The 20,396-nt window shown below is 63.2% G+C and carries 20 protein-coding genes; 14 read left to right on the forward strand and 6 right to left on the reverse strand.

Going from position 1 to position 20,396, the window contains the following annotated elements; translation table 11 throughout:
- Positions 1-21 precede the first annotated feature (21 nt).
- Together PPN31114_RS18205 and PPN31114_RS18210 are read right to left on the reverse strand one after the other, a co-directional pair.
- Positions 22-858 carry an SDR family NAD(P)-dependent oxidoreductase gene (locus PPN31114_RS18205; protein WP_150680892.1) on the reverse strand — a complete coding sequence of 279 codons (837 nt, stop codon included), beginning with the start codon at positions 856-858 and terminating at the stop codon, positions 22-24.
- Positions 859-938: 80 nt separating this feature from the next.
- On the reverse strand, positions 939-1,637 hold the full coding sequence (locus tag PPN31114_RS18210; RefSeq protein WP_150680893.1) for a TetR/AcrR family transcriptional regulator: 699 nt from the start codon (positions 1,635-1,637) through the stop codon (positions 939-941).
- A gap of 98 nt (positions 1,638-1,735) precedes the next feature.
- On the opposite strand from PPN31114_RS18210, the gene PPN31114_RS18215 reads away from it, so the two are divergent.
- From PPN31114_RS18215 to PPN31114_RS18235, 5 genes are all read left to right on the forward strand, one after another.
- A complete protein-coding gene (locus tag PPN31114_RS18215; RefSeq protein ID WP_150680894.1) occupies positions 1,736-2,533 on the forward strand; it encodes a class II aldolase/adducin family protein in 798 nt (265 codons plus the stop codon).
- A gap of 108 nt (positions 2,534-2,641) precedes the next feature.
- On the forward strand, positions 2,642-4,039 hold the full coding sequence (locus PPN31114_RS18220) for an MFS transporter (protein ID WP_217426962.1): 1,398 nt from the start codon (positions 2,642-2,644) through the stop codon (positions 4,037-4,039).
- A gap of 72 nt (positions 4,040-4,111) precedes the next feature.
- A complete protein-coding gene (locus PPN31114_RS18225; RefSeq protein ID WP_150680895.1) occupies positions 4,112-5,632 on the forward strand; it encodes a class I adenylate-forming enzyme family protein in 1,521 nt (506 codons plus the stop codon).
- 160 nt (positions 5,633-5,792) lie between these two features.
- Entirely contained in the window at positions 5,793-6,374 is a 582-nt protein-coding gene (locus tag PPN31114_RS18230; RefSeq protein ID WP_150680896.1) for a TetR/AcrR family transcriptional regulator, read from the forward strand.
- Positions 6,375-6,471: 97 nt separating this feature from the next.
- Entirely contained in the window at positions 6,472-7,656 is a 1,185-nt protein-coding gene (locus PPN31114_RS18235) for an MFS transporter (protein WP_246182626.1), read from the forward strand.
- Between the two features lie 54 nt (positions 7,657-7,710).
- On the opposite strand, the gene PPN31114_RS18240 is transcribed toward PPN31114_RS18235, so the two are convergent.
- Entirely contained in the window at positions 7,711-8,616 is a 906-nt protein-coding gene (locus tag PPN31114_RS18240) for a LysR family transcriptional regulator (protein WP_150680897.1), read from the reverse strand.
- A 110-nt stretch (positions 8,617-8,726) separates the two neighbouring features.
- On the opposite strand from PPN31114_RS18240, the gene PPN31114_RS18245 reads away from it, so the two are divergent.
- From PPN31114_RS18245 to trmB, 9 genes are all read left to right on the forward strand, one after another.
- Positions 8,727-9,551, forward strand: a complete 825-nt coding sequence (locus PPN31114_RS18245) for an alpha/beta fold hydrolase (RefSeq protein ID WP_150680898.1) — start codon at positions 8,727-8,729, stop codon at positions 9,549-9,551.
- Positions 9,552-9,728: 177 nt separating this feature from the next.
- Positions 9,729-10,298: a CDP-alcohol phosphatidyltransferase family protein gene (locus PPN31114_RS18250; protein ID WP_246182627.1), complete on the forward strand. Its 570-nt coding sequence runs from the start codon at positions 9,729-9,731 to the stop codon at positions 10,296-10,298.
- On the forward strand, positions 10,295-10,918 hold the full coding sequence (locus PPN31114_RS18255; RefSeq protein ID WP_150680900.1) for a lysophospholipid acyltransferase family protein: 624 nt from the start codon (positions 10,295-10,297) through the stop codon (positions 10,916-10,918). Before PPN31114_RS18250 ends, PPN31114_RS18255 begins: the two co-directional genes overlap by 4 nt.
- 3 nt (positions 10,919-10,921) lie before the next feature.
- The gene (locus PPN31114_RS18260; protein ID WP_150680901.1) at positions 10,922-11,860 is read left to right on the forward strand and encodes a phosphatidate cytidylyltransferase; all 939 of its coding nucleotides are present in this window, start codon (positions 10,922-10,924) and stop codon (positions 11,858-11,860) included.
- Between the two features lie 102 nt (positions 11,861-11,962).
- Entirely contained in the window at positions 11,963-12,769 is an 807-nt protein-coding gene (locus PPN31114_RS18265) for a DUF3348 domain-containing protein (protein WP_150680902.1), read from the forward strand.
- The gene (locus PPN31114_RS18270) at positions 12,750-15,776 is read left to right on the forward strand and encodes a DUF802 domain-containing protein (RefSeq protein WP_150680903.1); all 3,027 of its coding nucleotides are present in this window, start codon (positions 12,750-12,752) and stop codon (positions 15,774-15,776) included. Before PPN31114_RS18265 ends, PPN31114_RS18270 begins: the two co-directional genes overlap by 20 nt.
- Entirely contained in the window at positions 15,773-16,438 is a 666-nt protein-coding gene (locus PPN31114_RS18275; protein WP_150680904.1) for an OmpA family protein, read from the forward strand. Before PPN31114_RS18270 ends, PPN31114_RS18275 begins: the two co-directional genes overlap by 4 nt.
- Positions 16,431-17,228 (forward strand): DUF2894 domain-containing protein, encoded by a 798-nt coding sequence (locus tag PPN31114_RS18280; protein WP_150680905.1) that lies wholly within the window; start codon positions 16,431-16,433, stop codon positions 17,226-17,228. Before PPN31114_RS18275 ends, PPN31114_RS18280 begins: the two co-directional genes overlap by 8 nt.
- A 257-nt stretch (positions 17,229-17,485) precedes the next feature.
- Positions 17,486-18,286, forward strand: coding sequence for a tRNA (guanosine(46)-N7)-methyltransferase TrmB (gene trmB / locus PPN31114_RS18285; RefSeq protein WP_150680906.1), 801 nt, complete (start codon positions 17,486-17,488; stop codon positions 18,284-18,286).
- Positions 18,287-18,376: 90 nt separating this feature from the next.
- On the opposite strand, the gene PPN31114_RS18290 is transcribed toward trmB, so the two are convergent.
- The 3 genes from PPN31114_RS18290 to PPN31114_RS18300 form a co-directional block, all read right to left on the reverse strand.
- Entirely contained in the window at positions 18,377-19,219 is an 843-nt protein-coding gene (locus PPN31114_RS18290) for an undecaprenyl-diphosphate phosphatase (RefSeq protein ID WP_150680907.1), read from the reverse strand.
- A gap of 118 nt (positions 19,220-19,337) precedes the next feature.
- Positions 19,338-19,958 carry a DUF1439 domain-containing protein gene (locus PPN31114_RS18295; RefSeq protein ID WP_150680908.1) on the reverse strand — a complete coding sequence of 207 codons (621 nt, stop codon included), beginning with the start codon at positions 19,956-19,958 and terminating at the stop codon, positions 19,338-19,340.
- 88 nt (positions 19,959-20,046) lie between these two features.
- Entirely contained in the window at positions 20,047-20,313 is a 267-nt protein-coding gene (locus PPN31114_RS18300; protein WP_150680909.1) for a YkgJ family cysteine cluster protein, read from the reverse strand.
- Positions 20,314-20,396 lie beyond the last annotated feature (83 nt).

Below are 20,396 nucleotides of genomic sequence, written 5' to 3' on the forward strand. Positions count from 1 at the left end.
CGACGCAGCAAGGCCGTAAGTTTATGCCGCGTTGGCGCGCGAGAGTTCGCGGAAATTCATCCAGTGCGAACTCACCAGCCACCCCGCATCCACCGGCAAGCTCACCCCCGTAATCGCACTCGACTGATCGCACATCAGGAAGCTGACGGCCGCCGCAATCTCGTCGGTACCGACCAGACGACCCAGCGCCGAGTGCGCTTCAATCGCCGTGGCGCTGCGCTTGCCGGTCGCAAGCTTGTCTTCGAAGATCGGCGTGAGCGTGAAACCCGGCGCAACCGCATTGACACGAATACCCGACGCCCCCAACTCACCCGCCGCCAACTGGGTCAGCGCACCCAGCGCCACCTTCGTCGGCGAATAGGCGTGAAGCGGCAACGGCCGCAGTTCATTGATCGACGTGATATTGACGACCGCACCCGCGCCCGCCTGCGTCATCAGCGGCGCAAACGCCCGCAGGCAATGCTGGGCACCGAAATAGTTCACTTCCCACACGCGACGCTGCATGGCATCGTCCATCTCCAGCATCGGCATGACGTCTTGCAGCAGGCCGGCCACGTTCACCAGCCCGGCAACGCCGCCACGCTCGCGCAACGACGCCGCAAGCGCATCGACCGACACATGGTCGGTCACGTCGAGCGCCGCCAACGTCATTCGCGGCTCGCTGGCACGCGCACCGAAGACATCGCGCAACCGGGAAAGGTCGAGATCCGTGGCCACGACGTGCCAGCCATCGTCGAAGAGGCGGTTCGCCACCGCCAAGCCAATGCCGCCGCTCGCACCCGTCACAACAACGGCGTGTCCGCTATCGCGCAGTGCGTCCAACGATTTGCGCTTCGCGCGCTCAGGGGATGGGGTCATACATGCGTCTCCGTCAGGGGGTGTTGTCGTTTTAATTTCTAAACAATTCGTTTAGTTTATCAACACCCCCATCCGACGCGTCAAGCCTTTTTTGCCGCACCCTTTGCGCGCGAGGTCTTCGCAGGCGCGGCTTTTGTGCCCCGTGTGCTTTTCGCCGCCATCGCGGGCACCTTGCCGTTCGGACCGATCAGGCCTTGCATGACAAGGTCGACGTGCTCGCGCACAAACGCTCGTGTCAGCGGCTTATGCCCGACGAGCAGACGGTAATACAGCGGTGCATACAGGATGTCGAGTACCACGTCGGGGTCGCCCGGCTTGATCAGACCGCGTGCTACCGCGTCGCGCACGATCTCCACGCCCTGCTGGCGGCGAGCCGACACGTATCCGTCACGGAAAGCTTGCGCGATTTCAGGATCGGACTGCCCCTCCGCGATCAGCGCGCTAATCATCGTGCCCATCGGCCCGCAAAACTCCTCGGCCATCTTGAGCAGGCGCGCAAAAATGCTGTCGAGTTGCAACTCCTCCGGATACGGCAACGCCTGCCCCGCTTCCCTCAGGAAAGCCGTCATGATCACCGACGCGCGGTTCGGCCACCACTTGTAGATCGTGGCCTTGCTCACACCCGCTGCCGTCGCAATGGATTCCATCGTCGTCGCGGACAACCCCTGCTCGAGCAACAAACGATAAGCCGCATCGAGCACGGCGCGCTCTGCTTCAACGCTGCGTTTGCGTCCGCGCCGGCCTGCCGCGGGAGATTCGGGATTCAACTGACTTGACATTCGTTATGCCCAGACAAATACTAAACTAAACGTTTAGTTTATAAATTTCGTCACCGCTTCGAAAGCCCCTTGAGCGGTACGTCGGTTTGGAGAACGGAATGCAGAAGTCTGACACAGTTTTTTCTTCATTTGCCCTGCCCGCTGGCGAAGCGCTGGCCGATACCGGCATCACACCGGCCGAGCAACGGGTGCGAGAAGACCTCGCCGCAGCGTATCGGCTCTGTGCGCTCAACGGCTGGGACGACTTGATTTACACGCACTTGTCTGCGCGCGTGCCGGGCCCGTCGCATCACTTTCTCGTGAACCCGCTTGGTCTGGCATTCGACGAAATCACTGCCTCGAACCTTGTGAAGATCGACCTCGACGGCCGCGTCATCGGCAACTCGTCGTATCGTCCCAATGCCGCCGGTTTCGTGATTCACGGGTGTATCCACGCGGCGCGTGAAGATGCCGCATGCGTGATGCATTTGCACACCGAGGCCGGTATGGCGTTATCGGCGTTGGAAGACGGTCTGCTGCCCATCACCCAGCACGCCATGCGTTTTGTGGGACGGCTGGGTTATCACGATTACGAAGGCATTGCGCTCACCATCGGCGAGCGCGAACGGCTGCTTACCGACTTGGGCAGCCATGCGGCCTTGATTCTGCGCAATCACGGCACACTCACCGTGGGACGCTCAGTAGGTCATGCGTTTGTGGAAATGTTCTATCTAGAGAAGGCGGCACGCGCGCAACTGCTCGCACAGGCGACGGGTGCCCCGCTGCGAATTCCGGCACCGGACATCGCCGCGTTGACGGCCCATCAATGGGTGACGGATCTACGCGGCTCGGGCGATCGCGAGTGGCCGCCCCTGCTGCGCCAACTCGATCGCCATGGCGATGGCTACAAGCGCTAGTGTTGCGACGATGTTGTGCAGTACGAGTAGGAAAGACGAATTACGAAAGACGAAATGGGCAGTTGGCAGCGACCAGCAAACATAACAGAACCATGACGGAGACACCCCTTGAACCCGACCCTTGCATCACAGGCGCGCCAACCGGTCGCCGGTGGCGATAACGCCGCCGCACTGGACTCCCGCATCGCGCAGGAGACGATTGGCCAGCTATTCCGGCGCATTCTGCCTTTCCTGATCCTCTGCTACATCGTCGCTTTTCTCGATCGCGTGAACGTCGGCTTCGCCGCCTTGCACATGAACGGCGATCTCGGGTTCACCGCCACCGTCTATGGCTTCGGGGCGGGCATCTTCTCGATTGGCTACTTCGTGTTCGAGGTGCCGAGCAACCTGATCCTGCACCGAGTGGGCGCACGCATCTGGATCGCCCGCATCATGGTGACGTGGGGCTTCGTGTCGGCAGGGTTTGCATTCATCTCGGGCGAAACGTCGTTCTACGTGATGCGCTTTTTGCTGGGCGTGGCCGAGGCAGGATTTTTCCCCGGCATCGTGTTGTATCTAAGCCTCTGGTTCCCGGGGCGCGCCATGGCGCGGGCGACGGCCATCTTCATTCTGGGGCTGCCGCTGGCCGTGCTGATCGGTGCGCCGCTCTCGACGGCCATTCTTACGTCGTTCCACGACTTCGCAGGCCTGCGCGGCTGGCAATGGATGTTCCTGCTCGAAGGGACATTGGCCGTCGTGGTCGGCGTCATCGCGTACTTCGTCCTCGGCAGTTCGCCGGACAAGGTCACGTGGCTAACCGAAACGCAACGCGACTGGCTGGTGCGAACGCTTGCGCAGGAGCGCGCCGCGAAGGAAAGTGCGCGGCAATATAGCGTGATGCAGACGCTGCTCTCGGGCAAGGTGCTGCTGTTGGCGCTGGCGATCTTCTGCAACATCACCGCACTGTTCGGCATCACCTTGTGGATGCCGCAGATCATCAAGGGCATCGGCGGGCTCGACAACACCCGGGCCGGGCTGCTCAGTGCCGTGCCGTACGTGTGTGCTGGCATTGCGATGGTGATCAACGCACGGCACTCCGACAAGACCGGTGAGCGCCGTTGGCACATTCTCGTGCCCGCAGCGATCGGTGCGGTCGGCTTGGTGATGGCCGGTAGTGCGTCATCGCCGTACGTCGGCATCATCGGGCTGTGCATCGCGGCGGCGGGCATTCTGGCATCGAACATTCTGTTCTGGCCGCTTGCCCCGATGTTCCTGACGGGTGCCGCTGCGGCGGCCGGCATCGGACTGGTGAACTCCGTCGGCAATCTGGGAGGCTTCGTCGGCCCGTACCTGACCGGCTGGGCGAAAGACACCTTTGGCGGATACAGCGCCAGCATGAACACGCTTGGCGTCATGGTGCTGGTCTACGGCCTGCTGCTCTTTGCATTCCTTACCGTGACGACGCGACGTGCAGGCAGCGCCAGCGCAAGCGTTGCCACGCCCGTGCAAGGTACGGCAGCGCGCTGAGCCTGCCACCTCTGCCCATCGATCCCGTTTCTTTACTTTGCCCGAGCGCGCGCCGCGCGCTCGGTTCTTGCCATGAATATTGCTAACACCCTTGCCCGTGCCGCTGCCCGGCATCCTTCGCATATCGCAACTTATGTCGGCGACGCGCCGCAGCTCGACTACGCCACCCTGGCGCGTCGTTGCGCCGGTATCGCCAGCGGCCTTCGTTCGTTAGGGCTGGCCGAAGGCGCTCGGGTAGCGCTATGGATGCGCAATCGTCCCGAGTACCTCGAATGGCTCTACGGCATCTGGTGGGCAGGTCTCGTGGCGGTGCCCATCAACGCGAAACTGCATCCGCGCGAGGCGGCGTTCATCGTCGATGACGCGCAAGCGGACGTGGTACTCGCAGAAGCTGAGGACGCGCAGGCGCTTCTCGAATGTCTGACGACGCAGGCCATTTGCCTCTCGCCGGAAGACGATCGGGTTCGGGAATGGGTGAAGACGGATGCGTCGCCCACCGTGCCTGCGGCATCGCGCGAGAACACGGATCTTGCGTGGATCTTCTACACGTCTGGGACCACAGGGCGGCCCAAGGGCGTCATGCTCTCGCATCGCAACCTCTGGTCGATGGCGGCATGCTACCTCGCCGACGTCGATGCGATCGGCCGTGAAGACCGCACGCTGTATGCCGCGCCGATGTCGCATGGTGCGGGCCTGTATAGCGTTGTGTTCATGATGCAGGCAGCGGGGCACGTGTTTCCTGCCTCGGGCGGGTTCGACGCACCGGAGATGTTTGCGCTCGCCGATTCGCTCGGCGGCATCTCATGCTTTGCCGCGCCCACGATGGTCAATCGGCTGGTGCGTCACGCGCAGGCAACCGGCGCGTCGTCCGACGGGTTCAAGACGATCGTGTATGGGGGCGGCCCGATGTATACGGCGGATATCGAATGCGCGTTGTCGGTGATGGGCTCACGCTTCGTGCAAATCTATGGTCAGGGCGAGTCACCGATGACGATTTCGGTGCTACCGCGCGATAGCATCGCGGCACGTGAGCATCCGCGTTGGCCGCAACGTCTGGCGTCGGTAGGGCACGCGCACGCGATGGTGGAAGTCGAAGTGGTCGACGACAAGGGCGCGCCCGTACCGACGGGGACCGCGGGTGAAGTCGTGGTCCGCGGCGATGTGGTCATGCAAGGCTATTGGCGCAACGCGGAAGCCACAGCAAAGACGCTGCGCAACGGCTGGCTATGGACGGGCGATATCGGCGTGCTCGATGACGACGGCTTCCTCACGCTCAAGGACCGGTCGAAGGACGTGATCATCTCTGGTGGCACAAACATCTATCCGCGCGAAGTGGAAGAGGTGCTCTTGCGCGCCGACGCTGTCGCCGAGGTCGCTGTCATTGGAGAACCGGATCCGGAATGGGGTGAAGTGGTCGTGGCTTACGTCGTCTGCACGCCCGGTGCTGCGCTGGATAGCGCCGAGTTGGATAGACATTGTCTGGCGCACATCGCGCGATTCAAACGCCCTAAACGCTACGTACCCGTTGATGCCCTGCCGAAGAACCACTACGGGAAGATATTGAAGACGGCGTTGCGAGGTGACGGCACTTGAACTTGGCCTTTGCATGCCGCCTAAGGCCAAACCCACAACCCAGGTCCGGTTATTGGAACATTCGTTAAAAAATAACCTATAGTTCCGACTACCGGACTGGCGTGATTTGTCGCACCCCGGCGTTCGTTCCTGACTCCCCATTTCGCCGAGGGCCATTCACATGAGCGGCAGACCACGAGAATTCGACGACGCGGCCGTTATCGACGCGGCCATGGACGCGTTCTGGACCCACGGCTATGAAGGCACGTCGGCGCAGACGCTCGTCGAATGCACGGGGCTCGGGCGCGGCAGTCTCTACAACGCCTTCGGCAACAAACTCAACCTCTATCACGAAGCCCTCGAGCGCTATCAGACGCTCGGGCTTCAGACACAAGCGGATATCCTCAACGCGCCCGGTCTCGTGAAAGACCGGTTGCGCGCACTCATGCAATGGGGCATCGACGAAGACCTCGATCCCCAGAAAGAGCGCGGCTGCATGGCGCTGTTCGCCGCACTCGAACGCGGCGGCAAAGACCCCAAGGTGCGCCAGATCAGTCAGGCCTATCTCACGCGCATCGAGCAAGTGCTCGTGCATCTGATCGCCATCGGTCAACACAGCGGCGAGTTGTCCTCCGACCGGCCCGCTCTGCTCGTCGCGCGCACCTTTCTCAGTAGCTATTACGGACTGCGCGCACTGGGACGTACCGTTTGCGAGCGCAAGTTCCTCGAAGACATCATGGAAGGCACGCTCGCCCAACTCTGACGCGCCCCGCCACGCACATCCAACACGCAACCTCCGACATTCGCTCAAAGCCCTTTGGGCTTTTTCTTCCCCCCGATATGGAATGATCGTTACAGATATGACGCAAAAATCCACGATGCCACCCGTCGTCTACTTACTAGGGCTCACCGTCTTTGCGATGACCACGGCCGAATTCATGGTCGCCGGCATGATGCCCGCGCTCGCCCATGCGATGAACGTCGGCATTGGCGACATCGGCAACTTGATTTCGCTTTATGCCCTCGGCATGACCATTGGCGGCCCAGTACTCACCGCCCTGCTGCTGGCCTTGCGCACGCCGCACAAGCAAGCCCTCGTATGGCTGCTCATCATCAACGTCGCCGGTGGTGTGTTGGCCGCCGTTGCTACGCGTTATGAAGTGATGGCGCTCGCGCGCATCATCATGGGCGTGGCCAGCTCCGCCACCTTTGGTGTCGCCCTCACGTTGTGCGCCGACCTCGTCGCCCCGTCGGTGCGTGGGCGCGCCGCCTCGTTCGTGCTTGGCGGCTTGATGTTCTCGCCCGTGGTCGGCGTGCCGCTCACCGCATTCATCGAGCAGCACTATGGCTGGCGCGCCAGCTTCTGGCTTGTCGCCGTGCTCGCTGCCCTGTGCACCGTGGCCGTCGCGCTGTGGGCCCCGGCCACAGAAAAGCGCGAGACGGTGAGCCTCGCCGCCGAATTCCGCTCGCTGCTCAATCGGCCGCTATGGGCTGCATTCATCACGAGCGGTCTGATCATCGGTGCCACGTTCGCCGCGTTCAGCTACTTCTCGCCGATCTTTCTGAACGTCGCCGGGGTCTCGGCGGCCACGATCCCGAATCTGCTCGCCATGTACGGCATCGCCAACATCATCGGCAACGCCGTGACCGGACGCTTTGCGGACCGTCACACGCTGACCGTTCTGATCGTGGGGTTGAGTGTGCTGGCGCTTGCGTTGGTGAGCTTCGCGTTGTGGGCACAGATCACGCCCATCGGCATCGCCGCCTTCGCCGCAATCGGTCTGACCGGCGTGTCGCTTAACCCCGCCATGGTGGCGCGCGTGATGCGCGCTGCTGCGCCGGGGCCACTCGTGAATACGATGCACACGTCGGTGATCACCGCTGGCTTGGCATTCGGCACGTGGGCAGGCGGGTCGGCCATCGATGCGGGCTACGGCATGCGCGCGCCGCTGTGGATCGGTGCTGCCATGGCAGCCGTCGGTCTGACCAGCCTGCTGCCGTATCTTCGTTCCGGGCTGGCACAAACGGCTGACGCCACCTGCTGATCCGAAGCAGCGGCCATCTCGTCTGCGCTATCTGAGTTTCACGCCGTCTCTGGGCTACCCCTGCGCGATCTCCGCATCGATGCTTTCGCGCAAATACGTCCAGAGACGGTTCGCCACGGGGCCGTGCGGGCCGTCGGTGCGCCGGGCAGCGACGATTTCCTCGGTGTGCACAGGCAGGTATTTCCCTGCGATGGACTTCAGCGCGCCGCTTCGCAGTTCCTCCTCGATCAGATGCGCGGGCAAATGCCCCCAGCCCAAACCTTGCAAGATGACATCCTTCTTCATCGCCTGATCGGCCACCGTGCATTGATGCGCGCCTTCGATTACGAAGAAGCTTTCACCACTCGATGCCCGCGCCGAATCTCGCATCACACATTGCGTGTAGCCGCGCATATCCACTGGGCGCACCGCTCGGGGCAACGGCGTGGTGAGCATCTGCGGCGCCACTACCGGTACGAGCCGCACGTTGCAAAGATCGATCCATGCGATGTCGGCGTCGCGTTTATCGACGCGATGCAAGATGAGGTCCGCATCGCCCGCTTTGAGCCGCTCCATCGGGCCGCCAACCGTCTCGAAGTGCAGTTGCAAGCGCGTGTGCGAGCACTGCGCGAAAAAGCGCGCAAGCAACCCCAGCAACGTCTCACGCGGGCATAGGTCACCAATCACCACGTTCAACTCGCTTTCCTCGCCCATCGCCAACTGCGCCGCGTGATGCCGCAACCCGGCCGCTTCGCGCAACAGCGGCTGCGCGCGCGCGTAGAACGACTGTCCCGCTTCGCTCAACTTCACGCGATAGCCGCTTCGGTCGAACAACACGAGCGCAGTCTGACGCTCCAGCCGCGCCACCGCAGCGAAGACCGCCGGATGCGTGCGATGCAATACCTCCGCTGCCGCCTGAAAACTGCCTTCGCGGATAACGGCGTCGAAGCATTGCAGGTCATGCAGGGTGAAATCCATCATGTCATCTCTTTTTACAAAGATCGTTCGATCTTTGTAATTTAAATCATTTCTCGCCTCGACCAGAATGGTCTTCACCAACTGACCCAGTTGAATTTCTTCCGGAGACTACGATGGACAACTATTCCTTCTTCGACACCACCGACGGCGCTCGCATCGCTTACCGCATTGATGGCGGCAGCAAAGACGCGGCGGACAAACCCGTGCTGGTGCTCTCCAATTCGATCGGCACCGATCTGCATATGTGGGACGCGCAAATTCCCGCGTTCTCCCAACACTTCCGCGTGCTGCGCTACGACGCGCGCGGCCACGGCGCGTCGAGTGTGCCGCCCGGGCCGTATTCGCTCGACCGTCTCGGTGAAGATGTCGTCGACTTGCTGGATCATCTGCATATCGCCCGCGCGCACTTTCTCGGCCTGTCGCTCGGCGGCATCGTGGGGCAGTGGCTTGGGGTGCATGCGGCCACGCGCATCGATCGCCTGATTCTGAGCAACACGGCGCCCTATCTTGGTCCGGCAGAAGTTTGGGACGCGTCCATCGCCGCCGTGCTGCAAGCGAGAGATATGCGCGAGACAGCGCAGACGTTCCTGCGCAACTGGTTCCCGGCTCACATGCTTGGCGACGGAGATTCGGCTAACGATGCGGCCCACGCGCTCGTCGCCCCGTTCCGTAAAACGCTGCTCGCGACGAATCGTCACGGGCTCGCCGGGTCTTGGGCGGCGGTGCAACAAACCGATCTGCGGCGCGCGATTGCCGACATCACGCGGCCCACGCTTGTGATTGCCGGAGAACACGACACGGTGACCGCCGCCGCCTTCAGCAGGACGATGGTGGAGACGATTCCAGGCGCACGCCTGCATGTCTTCCCGGCAGTGCATTTGTCGAATGTGGAATTCCCGGAAGCGTTCTCGGCGGCAGTCATCGCGTTTCTCGAGTGAATCCACCAAACAACGCGACGGATTTCGATCGGCAACAACATTTTGAGATGCCATGGAAATGATGGGCTGCGGGCTGCCATAATCGCCTCATTCTTGCGCGCGCCCCTCACGTCCAATTAAAAAATGACGCCCAATCGAAGACCCATAAAATCGCGTTCGAACGAAATCATCCGTGGGTTGGCGAGCCGCCTCGCCACTTGCGGCATCACACCGAATCAGGTCTCGACAGCCAGCGTTGCCTTTGCCGCTATCGCGGCAGCCGCACTCTTGTACAGCCACACCTGGCCCGCGATGTTGATCGCGATTCTGGGTATTCAACTTCGCTTGCTTTGCAACGTGGTCGACGGTCTGATCGCCGTGGAGGGCGGCAAGAAATCACTGCTCGGCGCGCTCTACAACGAATTCCCCGACCGGATCGCCGACAGCCTGTTGCTGGTGGCATCCGGTTACGCCGCAGGAATTCCCTGGCTCGGTTGGCTGAGCGCGCTGCTCGCGGCGTTGACAGCCTATGTGCGCGTGTTCGGTGGCGCGCTCGGCCTCGAACAGCGCTTTCTCGGCCCGATGGCAAAGCAACAGCGCATGGCACTGCTGAGTGCCGCTTGCCTTTTGGTAATTGTTGAGACCGCGTTGCAGCGTCCCTATTACGCGATGGGCATCGCCCTTGCGGTCATTGCCGCGGGTAGCGCTTTGACTTGCGTCACGCGCACCCGCGCAATTGCGCGCGATCTGGCGGCAGCATCCTCATGAATAACTTCCAGCAAAGACGGCTGCTCGGTCTGGTGCGGCTCGTGGTGGGCGCACATGGCCGGTTTCTCTTGCCCCCATCGGCATGCCAGACGATCTACTTCGCCAACCATACGAGTCATATCGACACGCTGGCGATTCTGGCCGCATTGCCGGAGTCGCTGCGCGAGAACGTGCGCCCGGTGGCCGCGCGCGACTACTGGGACAGCTCGCCCAGCAAGCGCTATATCGCACAGCGAATGCTCGATGTCATTCTCATCGACCGCTCGGGTGAGCGCACTGCGGAGAACGCCACGGATCCGCTGGCACCCGTCGACGCGGCGTTAGATGTCGGCGAGTCGGTCATTCTGTTTCCCGAAGGCACCCGCAATGCCGACGGCGAAGTACACGCATTCCGAAGCGGACTGTACTGGCTCGCCAAGCGCCACCCGGATGTCGATCTGGTGCCCGTCTATCTGTCGAATCTCGCACGTGCGATGCCCAAGGGCCGCTTTTTGCCGATTCCATTCATGTGCGAAGCCATGTTCGGCAGCCCCTTGCATCTTCTGCCCGACGAACCGAAGGCCGCGTTTCTCGACCGCACTCGCCAGCACATCATCGATCTCAGAGACCGCAAGGGATAAGCCATGCCTACCATCTTCTGGCAAACGATCATCGGTGTGATCGGCCTGCTGGCCGTGGCATCGATCGCCGGTTACTTGCTCAAACGCCGACACGGACCGGATAACGACACGATCCGCAATCTCAATCAACGGGTGGCCGCATGGTGGCTCATGGTGATCGTGATCGCCGGCGCACTGCTGCTCGGCAACTACGCGACGATCGTCTTGTTTGCCATTTGTGCGTTCTTCGCGCTGCGGGAATTCATCACGCTCACCCCCACCCGGCCTGCCGATTACTGGCCGCTGGTGCTCGTCTACTACGTGGCGCTCCCGGGCCAGTTCCTGCTGCTCGGTCTTGGCTGGTACGGCTTGTTCACGGTATTCATTCCCGTGTACGTGTTCTTTGCACTGCCCGCCGCCGCGGCGTTGGCGCAGGACACGAATGGCTTTCTCGAGCGCAATGCCAAGGTGCAATGGGCGGTGATGGTCTGCGTGTTTTCGCTTAGCCACGCCCCGGCATTGCTGATGCTGCAAATTCCGGGCTACTTCACGACGAACGCGCCGCTGTTGCTGTACTTCCTGCTCGTCGTGCAGTCGAGCGACGTCTTTCAGTATGTCTGCGGGAAGCTTTGGGGCAAGCGCAAGCTCTCTCCTCACGTCAGTCCATCCAAAACGTGGGAGGGACTGCTCGGCGGCGGCGCAATGGCCGTCGTACTGGGCGCGCTGCTCCATGGCCTAACGCCGTTCCATCACTGGTGGCAATCGACCCTGATGGCCTTCGTGATCGTGATCGGTGGGTTCATCGGCGGGCTGGTGCTCTCAGCTGTCAAACGCTCGCTCGGCGCCAAGGATTGGGGGGTCATGCTGACCGGACACGGCGGCATGCTCGATCGCCTCGACTCGATCTGCTTCTCCGCCCCGATCTTCTTTCACCTGACCCGGTACTTCTTTACACCGGCGTGAGCGATCACTGCGCTCGAACGTCAAGAGTGCACACAACGGGCACAAACCGGGGTGGCAAGGGCCGCGCAGTGTAAACTGCTGGGTTTTTGACCCCCCAGTGGAATGGTGCAAGTGCCCCGGCGTCCTGTAATCAGCGCCCCGACACTCATACGCTCTCTGGCCCGTCTGAGCACGTTCACGCCGCCTGAGGCCGCGCCGTCGCTCTCGGACCGCATGAGTGAGTGGCTGGGCTGGACCGACGCCATCGCCCTGTCGTCGGCTCTCAAAGCCTCCCCGCCGGCCGAAACGCCCGGCGCGCGGGCGGCTGCGCCTGTCGCGACCGGCGCGGCGCAAGCCCTCGCACGCGTGCGCACGGACCTCGCCGCAGCCATCGCCCGCGATTGCGGACTGGCCGCAGCGCCCGGCGGGCAAATTCGCGCCATGAGTGCCGCCGAGCGTCAACGGGCCGCTTCGTTTGCCGAATTTCCCGCTTATCGGCAGCGCTACGCCACGTCGCAACAGACGATGGACACGGCCATCAGTGCCTTGCGCACCCGCCTGCGCGCACAACTGGCGTTGATGTCGCCAGATGCCGCCAAGCTGGCCGGCGTCGATGCCGTGATGGAGCGCGTGCTGGGCGCCCGCGAGCGCACCCTGCTGGCCGGCGTGCCGAATCTGCTCGAAAGCCATTTCGTGAAGCTGCGAGATACCGAGCAGGCCGCCCTCGCCGCGCCGCGCGTGCCCGGTGCCCCGCCGCTCGCCCCGGCAGGCACGTGGCTCGACACCTTCCACCGGGATATGCAGAGCATCCTGCTCGCAGAACTGGATATCCGCCTTCAACCGCTTGAAGGGCTGCTCGCCGCCCTGCTCGCGAATGAACTCGGCGAAAACGTTTGTGAACCCGGACAACATGACCCGTTACCTCGTTGATCTCATTGCCTTTGTCGCCGGACTGGCCGTTGTCGGCTGGATCGCCATCGGCTATGCCGGCACCAACACCCTCGCGCTGGCCGTCACGCTGCTCATCGCAGCCGTCTATCTCATCGGTGCGCTCGAACTCAAACGCTTCCACCAGTCGTCGGACGCGCTCGCAAAAGCCGTCGGCGGCCTGAGCACCGCTCCTGCGTCACTGCCGTCGTGGCTCGACACACTGCCCGCTGGCCTGCGCACCGCCGTGCGCCTGCGCGTGGAAGGCGAGCGCGTCGGCTTGCCCGGCCCGGCACTCACGCCGTATCTGGTCGGCCTGCTCGTGCTGCTCGGCATGCTCGGCACCTTCCTCGGCATGGCCGCCACGCTGCGCGGCACCGGCATCGCCCTCGAAGGCGCGACCGACCTGCAAGCCATTCGCGCATCGCTCGCCTCACCCGTCAAAGGCCTCGGCTTCGCGTTCGGCACCTCGGTCGCCGGTGTCGCCACGTCGGCTATGCTCGGCCTGCTCGCCGCACTCGCGCGTAAGCAGCGCGCCCAAGTCGTGCAAGCGCTCGACGCACGCATCGTCACCACGCTGCGCGGCTTCTCGCAGCAGCATCAGCGCGAAACCACCCTGCAACTGCTCCAGCAGCAAGCCGCTGCAATGCCCGCGCTCGTCGACCGCCTGCAAGAGATGATGGCCGCCATGGAGCGCCAAAGTCAGGGCCTCGGCGAACGCCTCGTGGCCAATCAAGACGCGTTGCACGCCCGTACCGATGCGTCGTACGCGCAACTCACCAGTGCGATGCAGCAGTATCTGAAAGACAGCGTCGCGACGACGGCCAGCGCCGCCGGTGCCGCCATCCGCCCGGAAGTCGAGGCGACGATGGCCAGTCTGGCGCGCGAAACCGCGTCGTGGCATCAAACCGTCTCGGGCGCAATGCAAGATCGGATGGACGGCTTGTCCGATCGCTTTGAAGCGACGACGGCTCGCGTGGCCAACGTCTGGAAAGATTCGCTCGACGCACAGTTGCGCACGAATGCGTCGCTCGCCACCGATTTGCGCGGCGCGCTCGGCGAATTTGCGCAGACGTTCGAGTCGCGCTCGGCCCGCCTTATCGACGACGTTGCGACGCGATTGGAAGGCGCGACCTCACAGGTCAGCACCGCGCACGCCGGTGTCGCACAAACGTGGGAAACGTCGCTCGCAGCACAACAACGCACCAGCGATGCGCTCGCCAAGGAGCTGGGCGCCACGCTCACACAATTTGCGCAAACGTTCGAGACCCGCTCCGCTGGCTTGCTGGCTGACGTGACCACGCGTCTCGACAACGCGACCGGCAGCATCGCCACCGCACAGACGACCGTCGCGCAAGCCTGGGAACAAGCGCTCGCGCAACAGCAGAGCGCTCACAACGCGCTCACGCAAGACCTCGGTGTGGCCCTGGCGCATTTCGCGCAAACCTTCGAAGCCCGCTCGACGGCGCTGCTCGGCGATGTGGCTGCCAAGCTCGATGCCACGAGCGGCAACGTCACGGGCGCTCACGAACGCGTGGCGCAGGTGTGGGATCAAGCGTTGACGCAACAACGCGCCGCGCACGACACGATGGCGCAAGCACTCGGCACGGCGCTGGAACGCTTCGCACAGACCTTCGAGACACGCTCGAATGCGCTGCTCAGCGATGTGGCGGTGAAGCTCGACACCACCAGCGGGAATGTGTCCGGGGCGCACGAGCGCGTGGCGCAAGCATGGAACGAATCGCTGGCGCTGCAAAAGGCCGCCAACGCCGCGCTGACGGCCGATCTCGGCACCGCTTTGGCGCAATTCACCGAAACGTTCGAACAGCGTTCTGCGCACTTGGTCGACGGTGTGAGCACGCGCACGGAAGGGGCGATGCAAAGCGTCGCCGAAACGGCAGCCGTGGTATCCGGCGAGTGGAAGCAAGCCATCGGTGCGCAGCAACAAGCCAACGATGCCCTCACGCAGAACCTCGCCGCCGCCCTTGAACGCTTCGCAGACACGTTCGATACGCGTTCGACACAGTTGCTGCAAGGCGTCTCGACGCAAATGGACAGCGCCTCGACCAATGTCGCCCAAGCTTGGCGCGAGGCCATCGCCGACCACGCCCGCGTAAGCGAACAACTGGCCAGCGGCAACCAGCAACTCGTCGCCGCAACGACGACGGCATTCACCGAACATAGCGCATCGCTGCTCGACGCGCTGAGCGCTGCCAACGCCGCGCATCACGACGCCACGGCGCAGCGCGAAACTCAACGTCTGTCGGCATGGACCGAAACCCTCGAAGGCACGCTCGCCACGCTGCGCGAACAATGGCAGCAGATGGGCGCACAAACGGCCAGCCAGCAACAAACGATTTGCGAGACGCTCACGCGCACCGCGCTCGACATGTCGGAACAAACGCGCCGCAACGCGAGCGACACCATCGCCGAGATTTCTCGCCTGATGCAGACCGCTGCGGAAGCCCCGAAGGCCGCCGCGGATATCATCGCCGAGTTGCGCCAGAAGCTTTCCGAGAGCATGGTGCGCGACAACGCGATGCTCGAAGAGCGCTCGCGTCTGCTGGAAACACTCGGCACGCTGCTCGACACCGTGCGCCACGCGGGCAACGAACAACGCGCGGCGGTCGACGAGCTCGTCACCACGTCCGCACAGTTGCTCGAACGTGCCAGCGCCAATCTGGGCGACACCATTGCCGCGCAAACCGAGAAGCTGGCCGCCGCGTCGGCGCAAGTCACCGGCAGCGCCGTGGAAGTCGCAAGCCTGGGCGACACGTTCGGTGCCGCCGTGCAGGCCTTCGGCGAATCGAACACACAACTGCTCGACCATCTGCAACGCATCGAAGCCGCGCTCGACAAGTCGATGGCGCGCAGCGACGAACAGCTTGGCTACTACGTCGCACAAGCACGCGAAGTGGTGGAATTGAGCGTGATGTCGCAAAAGCAGATTCTCGAAAACCTGCAACAGCTCGGCGGTGCCCGCGCGCAACCGGGTAGCGCGGCAGCATGAGCCACGACTTCGACTCCGACTTCGCCGACAGCGATGTTGGCGCCGCAGCGCCGACGTGGGCCGTCTTCGGCGACTTGATGTCGGTCATGCTCGGTGCGTTCGTGCTGATCATGCTCGGCGTCATCGGCGTGCAGCTCGAACTGTCGGCCAAGCTCGAGCGCGAAGTGAAAGAGCGTCAGGCCGAAACGCAACGCCGCGAGACGCTGGAAAAAGCGCTCGCCGGACCGCTCGCGGGTGGACGCGTCACGATCGTGAACGGCCGCATCGGCATCAGCGGGAACGTGCTGTTCGCGCTGAACTCCGACCAATTGCAGCCGCAGGGGCGCGAAGTGCTGCGCAGCCTCGCCGCACCGCTTGCCGCCTATCTCAAAGTGAGCGACGAGATTCTGATGGTCAGCGGCTTCACCGACGACCAGCAAGTGCGCGAAACGAACCGGCGATTTGCCGATAACTGGGAGCTGTCCGCACAACGGGCGCTCACGGTCACACGCGAATTGATCGCGGCGGGCATTCCGCCGTCGTCGGTGTTCTCCGCCGCGTTTGGCGCCGAGCAACCCGTCACGTCGAACGCCGACGAAGCCGGTCGCGCGAAGAACCGGCGCGTAGAAATTGCCCCGATGCCACGCAGCAGCGCGGGGAATACCGGGAAGTCGAATGGCTGACGATCCGCGCGATCTCCCGGAAACGTTGACGGCGCCAGAAGCGTCCGTCTGGCAAGCGCAACTCGACGGCTGGCGTGCACAGCAAGCCGACAAGCGGGATCCGGTTCGCTTTCACCTTATTGAAACGTTGGCTCGACGCGCGGCCACCTTCACGGGCGAAACGCGGCGCGTGCTGGACGAGCGCTTGCAAGTGCTAGTCGATGCGTTCACGAAGGCGCTGGCGGCGCGCGAGGTCTCAGTCACTGATGACAGCGCGGCGACGCCACAAGGCGCACCGTCGCCGCTTTCCCTGCTGATCGCGGATATGACCCAGCGCGTTGGTGAGCGGCCCGCGCAAGCGATGCCGCCGATCAAGCGCCCAGTGCAGTCAGCGCCTGCCGCGCGGCAAGCGGGGCCCGCTGGATCGGCCGCGCCGACAGTTTCGGCGGCTTCGACAGTTTCGCCCGCACCGGTCACCACGCCCACGGTCATCTCGACCGGCGACGGTTTCGAAGACATGGACGTGCTGGAGTATTTCCGCGAAACGTGGTCGAAGCTCAGCACCGACGGCAATCTGCGGCAGTCGCTCGCCCAAGTGCCAGAGAATGCCGGGCCGTTGAATTCCAGCCACCTCGTGCACCGCGCGCTCTCGCTCATGCACGACGTTTCGCCCGACTATCTGCGCCACTTCCTGCGCCATGCCGATGCCCTCTCGTGGCTCGAAGACATGGACACAGCAGGTGCGATGCGCAACAAGAGCGCGGCACGTGTCGCGGCGTCGGGCAAGCCGTCGCGCGCGAAGGCGCGGTAATCGGCTTTGGCCAACGTTTGCGGAATCGGCGGCATTGGCGACATCAGGCGGCAGTGGGCCCCGCCGGACGCCAACTTGCCAGTGAAGGCCGTTCCGGGCGATAATCGCGCTCGTTCCCGCTGCCAACGCGCGGGAAAATCCTTTGAAAATCATCGTGTTGGGCGTAAGTCACCCGTACGCTGGCATCACTTGCCGAGCGCGCCGCCCGCCGCAGCACTTCCTCGATAAGCCCTCGCACCCGACGGCTTTCTGCTTCCATGACGAACCACGGACACCCGCCGGCTGACGACGCGCAACCGGCCCACGACGACGCTGCCGACCTCGACGCGCCGCAAACTTCTGACGCGCAAGACGGCGACACCCAAGTCGGCCCGGACGGCGTTGCGCATCCGCGCCGCATTCGCAGCTTCGTGCGCCGCGCTGGCCGTAGCTCGGAAGCGCAAAAGCGCGCCTTCGATACGCTCGGCCCGCAGTTCTTGGTGCCCTATACGCCCGACGCCCTCGACTGGCCCGCAGCGTTCCATCGCCCGAATGCGCCGCGTATCCTCGAAATCGGTTTCGGCATGGGCGACGGCACCGCGCACATTGCGAAAGTGCGTCCCGACGACGATTTCCTCGGCGTGGAAGTGCACGAACCCGGCGTGGGCGCACTGCTCAAGCTCATCGGCACGACCCCGCTCTCGAACGTGCGCATCATTCAGCACGACGCCGTGGAAGTGGTGGAGAACATGCTGCCCGAAGCGTCGCTCGACGGCGTGCACGTGTTCTTCCCGGACCCGTGGCACAAGAAGCGCCACCACAAGCGCCGCCTGCTCCAACCGCCGTTCGTAGCACTCCTCGCTTCGCGCCTGAAGCCGGGCGGCTATCTGCACTGCGCGACCGACTGGCAGGAATACGCCGAGCAGATGCTTGAAGTGCTGGGCGCTGAGCCGACGCTCGAGAACACCGCAGCCGATTACGCACCGCGTCCCGACTATCGTCCGGTGACGAAGTTCGAGAATCGCGGCCTGCGTCTCGGTCACGGCGTGTGGGATCTGGTCTTCAAGAAGCGCGGCTAAACGACGCGATTGAAAGGCTGAGGCATACGAAAAAGGGCACCGCGAGGTGCCCTTTTTTCATTGCGTCAATCTGTGATGCTTGGGTAATGCTCAGTCGGCCCAGACCACCAGCCCGCTGTAGCCGGTCGCCAGCACCACCAGACCGAACACGATGCGGTACCACGCGAACGCCGTGAAGTCGTGCGACGCGATGTAGCGCAGCAGCCAGCGCACGCAAATGAACGCGCTGATGAACGCTGCCACGAAGCCGATACCGAACATACCGATGTCGTCCACCGACAGAATCGAACGCGATTTATACAGTTCATAAACGGTCGCGGCGAACAGCAGCGGGATCGCAAGGAAGAACGAGAACTCGGTCGCCACCTTGCGCTCCAGCCCGAACATCATGCCGCCGATGATCGTGGCGCCCGAGCGCGACGTGCCGGGGATTAACGCGAAGCACTGCGCGAAGCCGACCTTCAGGGCGTCCACCCACGTGAGTTCGTCGATGGAATTAACGCGTGGCAATTTGCCAGCCTCGACATTACGACGGTTATGCCGCTCGACCAAAAGAATGATCACGCCGCCAACGATAAACGCCGTCGCCACCACCGTCGGGTTGAACAGCACCGCCTTGATATGCGCACCGAACTGCTTCGCCAACAAAGCCGCCGGCAGGCAACCGAGAATCACGTTGAGCGCGAAGCGGCGCGACTTGCTATCGCGCGTCAGCCCGGCCACGACGTGCACGATCCTCGCGCGGAATTCCCAGCACACGGCCAGAATTGCGCCGAACTGAATCACGATCTCGAAGACCTTGCCCTTCTCGTCGTTAAAGTTGAGCAGACTGCCGGCCAGAATCAGGTGACCGGTCGATGAGATCGGGAGGAATTCGGTCAGACCTTCGACCACACCGAGAATGATCGCTTTAAGCGCCAGCAACAAGTCCATGCAATGGTTTCCTGAGAAGTCTTGAAATCGGAAGAGAGGTTTTACGCGGAAAAAATTAGGTGAGCCGTAGGGCGCTAAACGGCCGAACGATTTAACGCCGAAGCTTGGCAGCGCCGGATCAACGGGAATCGAATTTGACGTTCACACCGTGCGAAAGCACGGTGATCTGGCCCGGCTGGCGTGCCACGCCGCCAATGGTGAGTTGCTCGGGCTTGAACGTGTAGATCGGCGCGCCTTGCAGCAATTGCGTGGCGAGCAACGCCCCCGCCGCGTTCAATTGACGCGACCAGCGCTCCGGCAAGCCATCGATGGTGAACGTCTCGACTTCCGGATCGCGCAGCACCACGGACATCGTGGCCGGGTCGTAAGCCAACGCGCTGTCGATGGCCAGCGTGCCGGTCAGCGGCGCGCCGCCCAGCGGATGCGTCACCGTGGCGTCGACCGCCACTGCCAGGCGGTTGCGCTCGGGCAGCAGCGTCAGGCGCGGGTGCGACAGGTTCACATCGAGCACGGCCAGCACGCGGCGATCGAACGGAAACTTACGCTCCAGCGCGCGCTGCAATTGGCCTTCGGAAAAGGTGTAGTCGTTGCCGAACGGCAAACCGGCACAGGCGGCAAGTCCAGCAGCAAGCGCCGAAGCACCGGCGAGTGTCAGCCAGCGACGGCGTGCGGGATCGACCGCCTCAGATGCCTCGCACTGCTGATAATTTTCTCGATCCGAATGCGATTGACGCGCCATGTCCCCATCCAAAACAGGGCGCCCAGCGCCCGACACGCGCGACTATAGCACTCGCACATGACGTGGAACTACCGGTGCCTATTGGTACCTATTGGTGGTGAACCGGTGCCGTCAACGCTTCTAGCTGCGAGAGCCACCGTACGGCTTGCTCTCGGCTGTCACCGCACATTTCTGCTGACGGTTGCAACGAGGCGCACACCGCCGGGCGTTGCGGGCTGCCGAAAATCTGGCAACGGTCGTCGGCGTCGAGTTGCACGCAACGCGTGTTCGCGGGCTTGCCGTGCGGCATGCCGGGAATGGGCGTGGAGATGGAAGGCGCGATACAACAAGCCGCGCAATGCGGTCGGCAATTCATGAAACGTGATGAAGCTGTGGAAACAGTGGATGCCGTGAAAGCAGGCGGCGCATTTTACCGCGTACGCCGCCTGCCCCCGTTCA

It is taken from the genome of Pandoraea pneumonica (assembly GCF_902459645.1).
GTDB lineage: Bacteria > Pseudomonadota > Gammaproteobacteria > Burkholderiales > Burkholderiaceae > Pandoraea > Pandoraea pneumonica.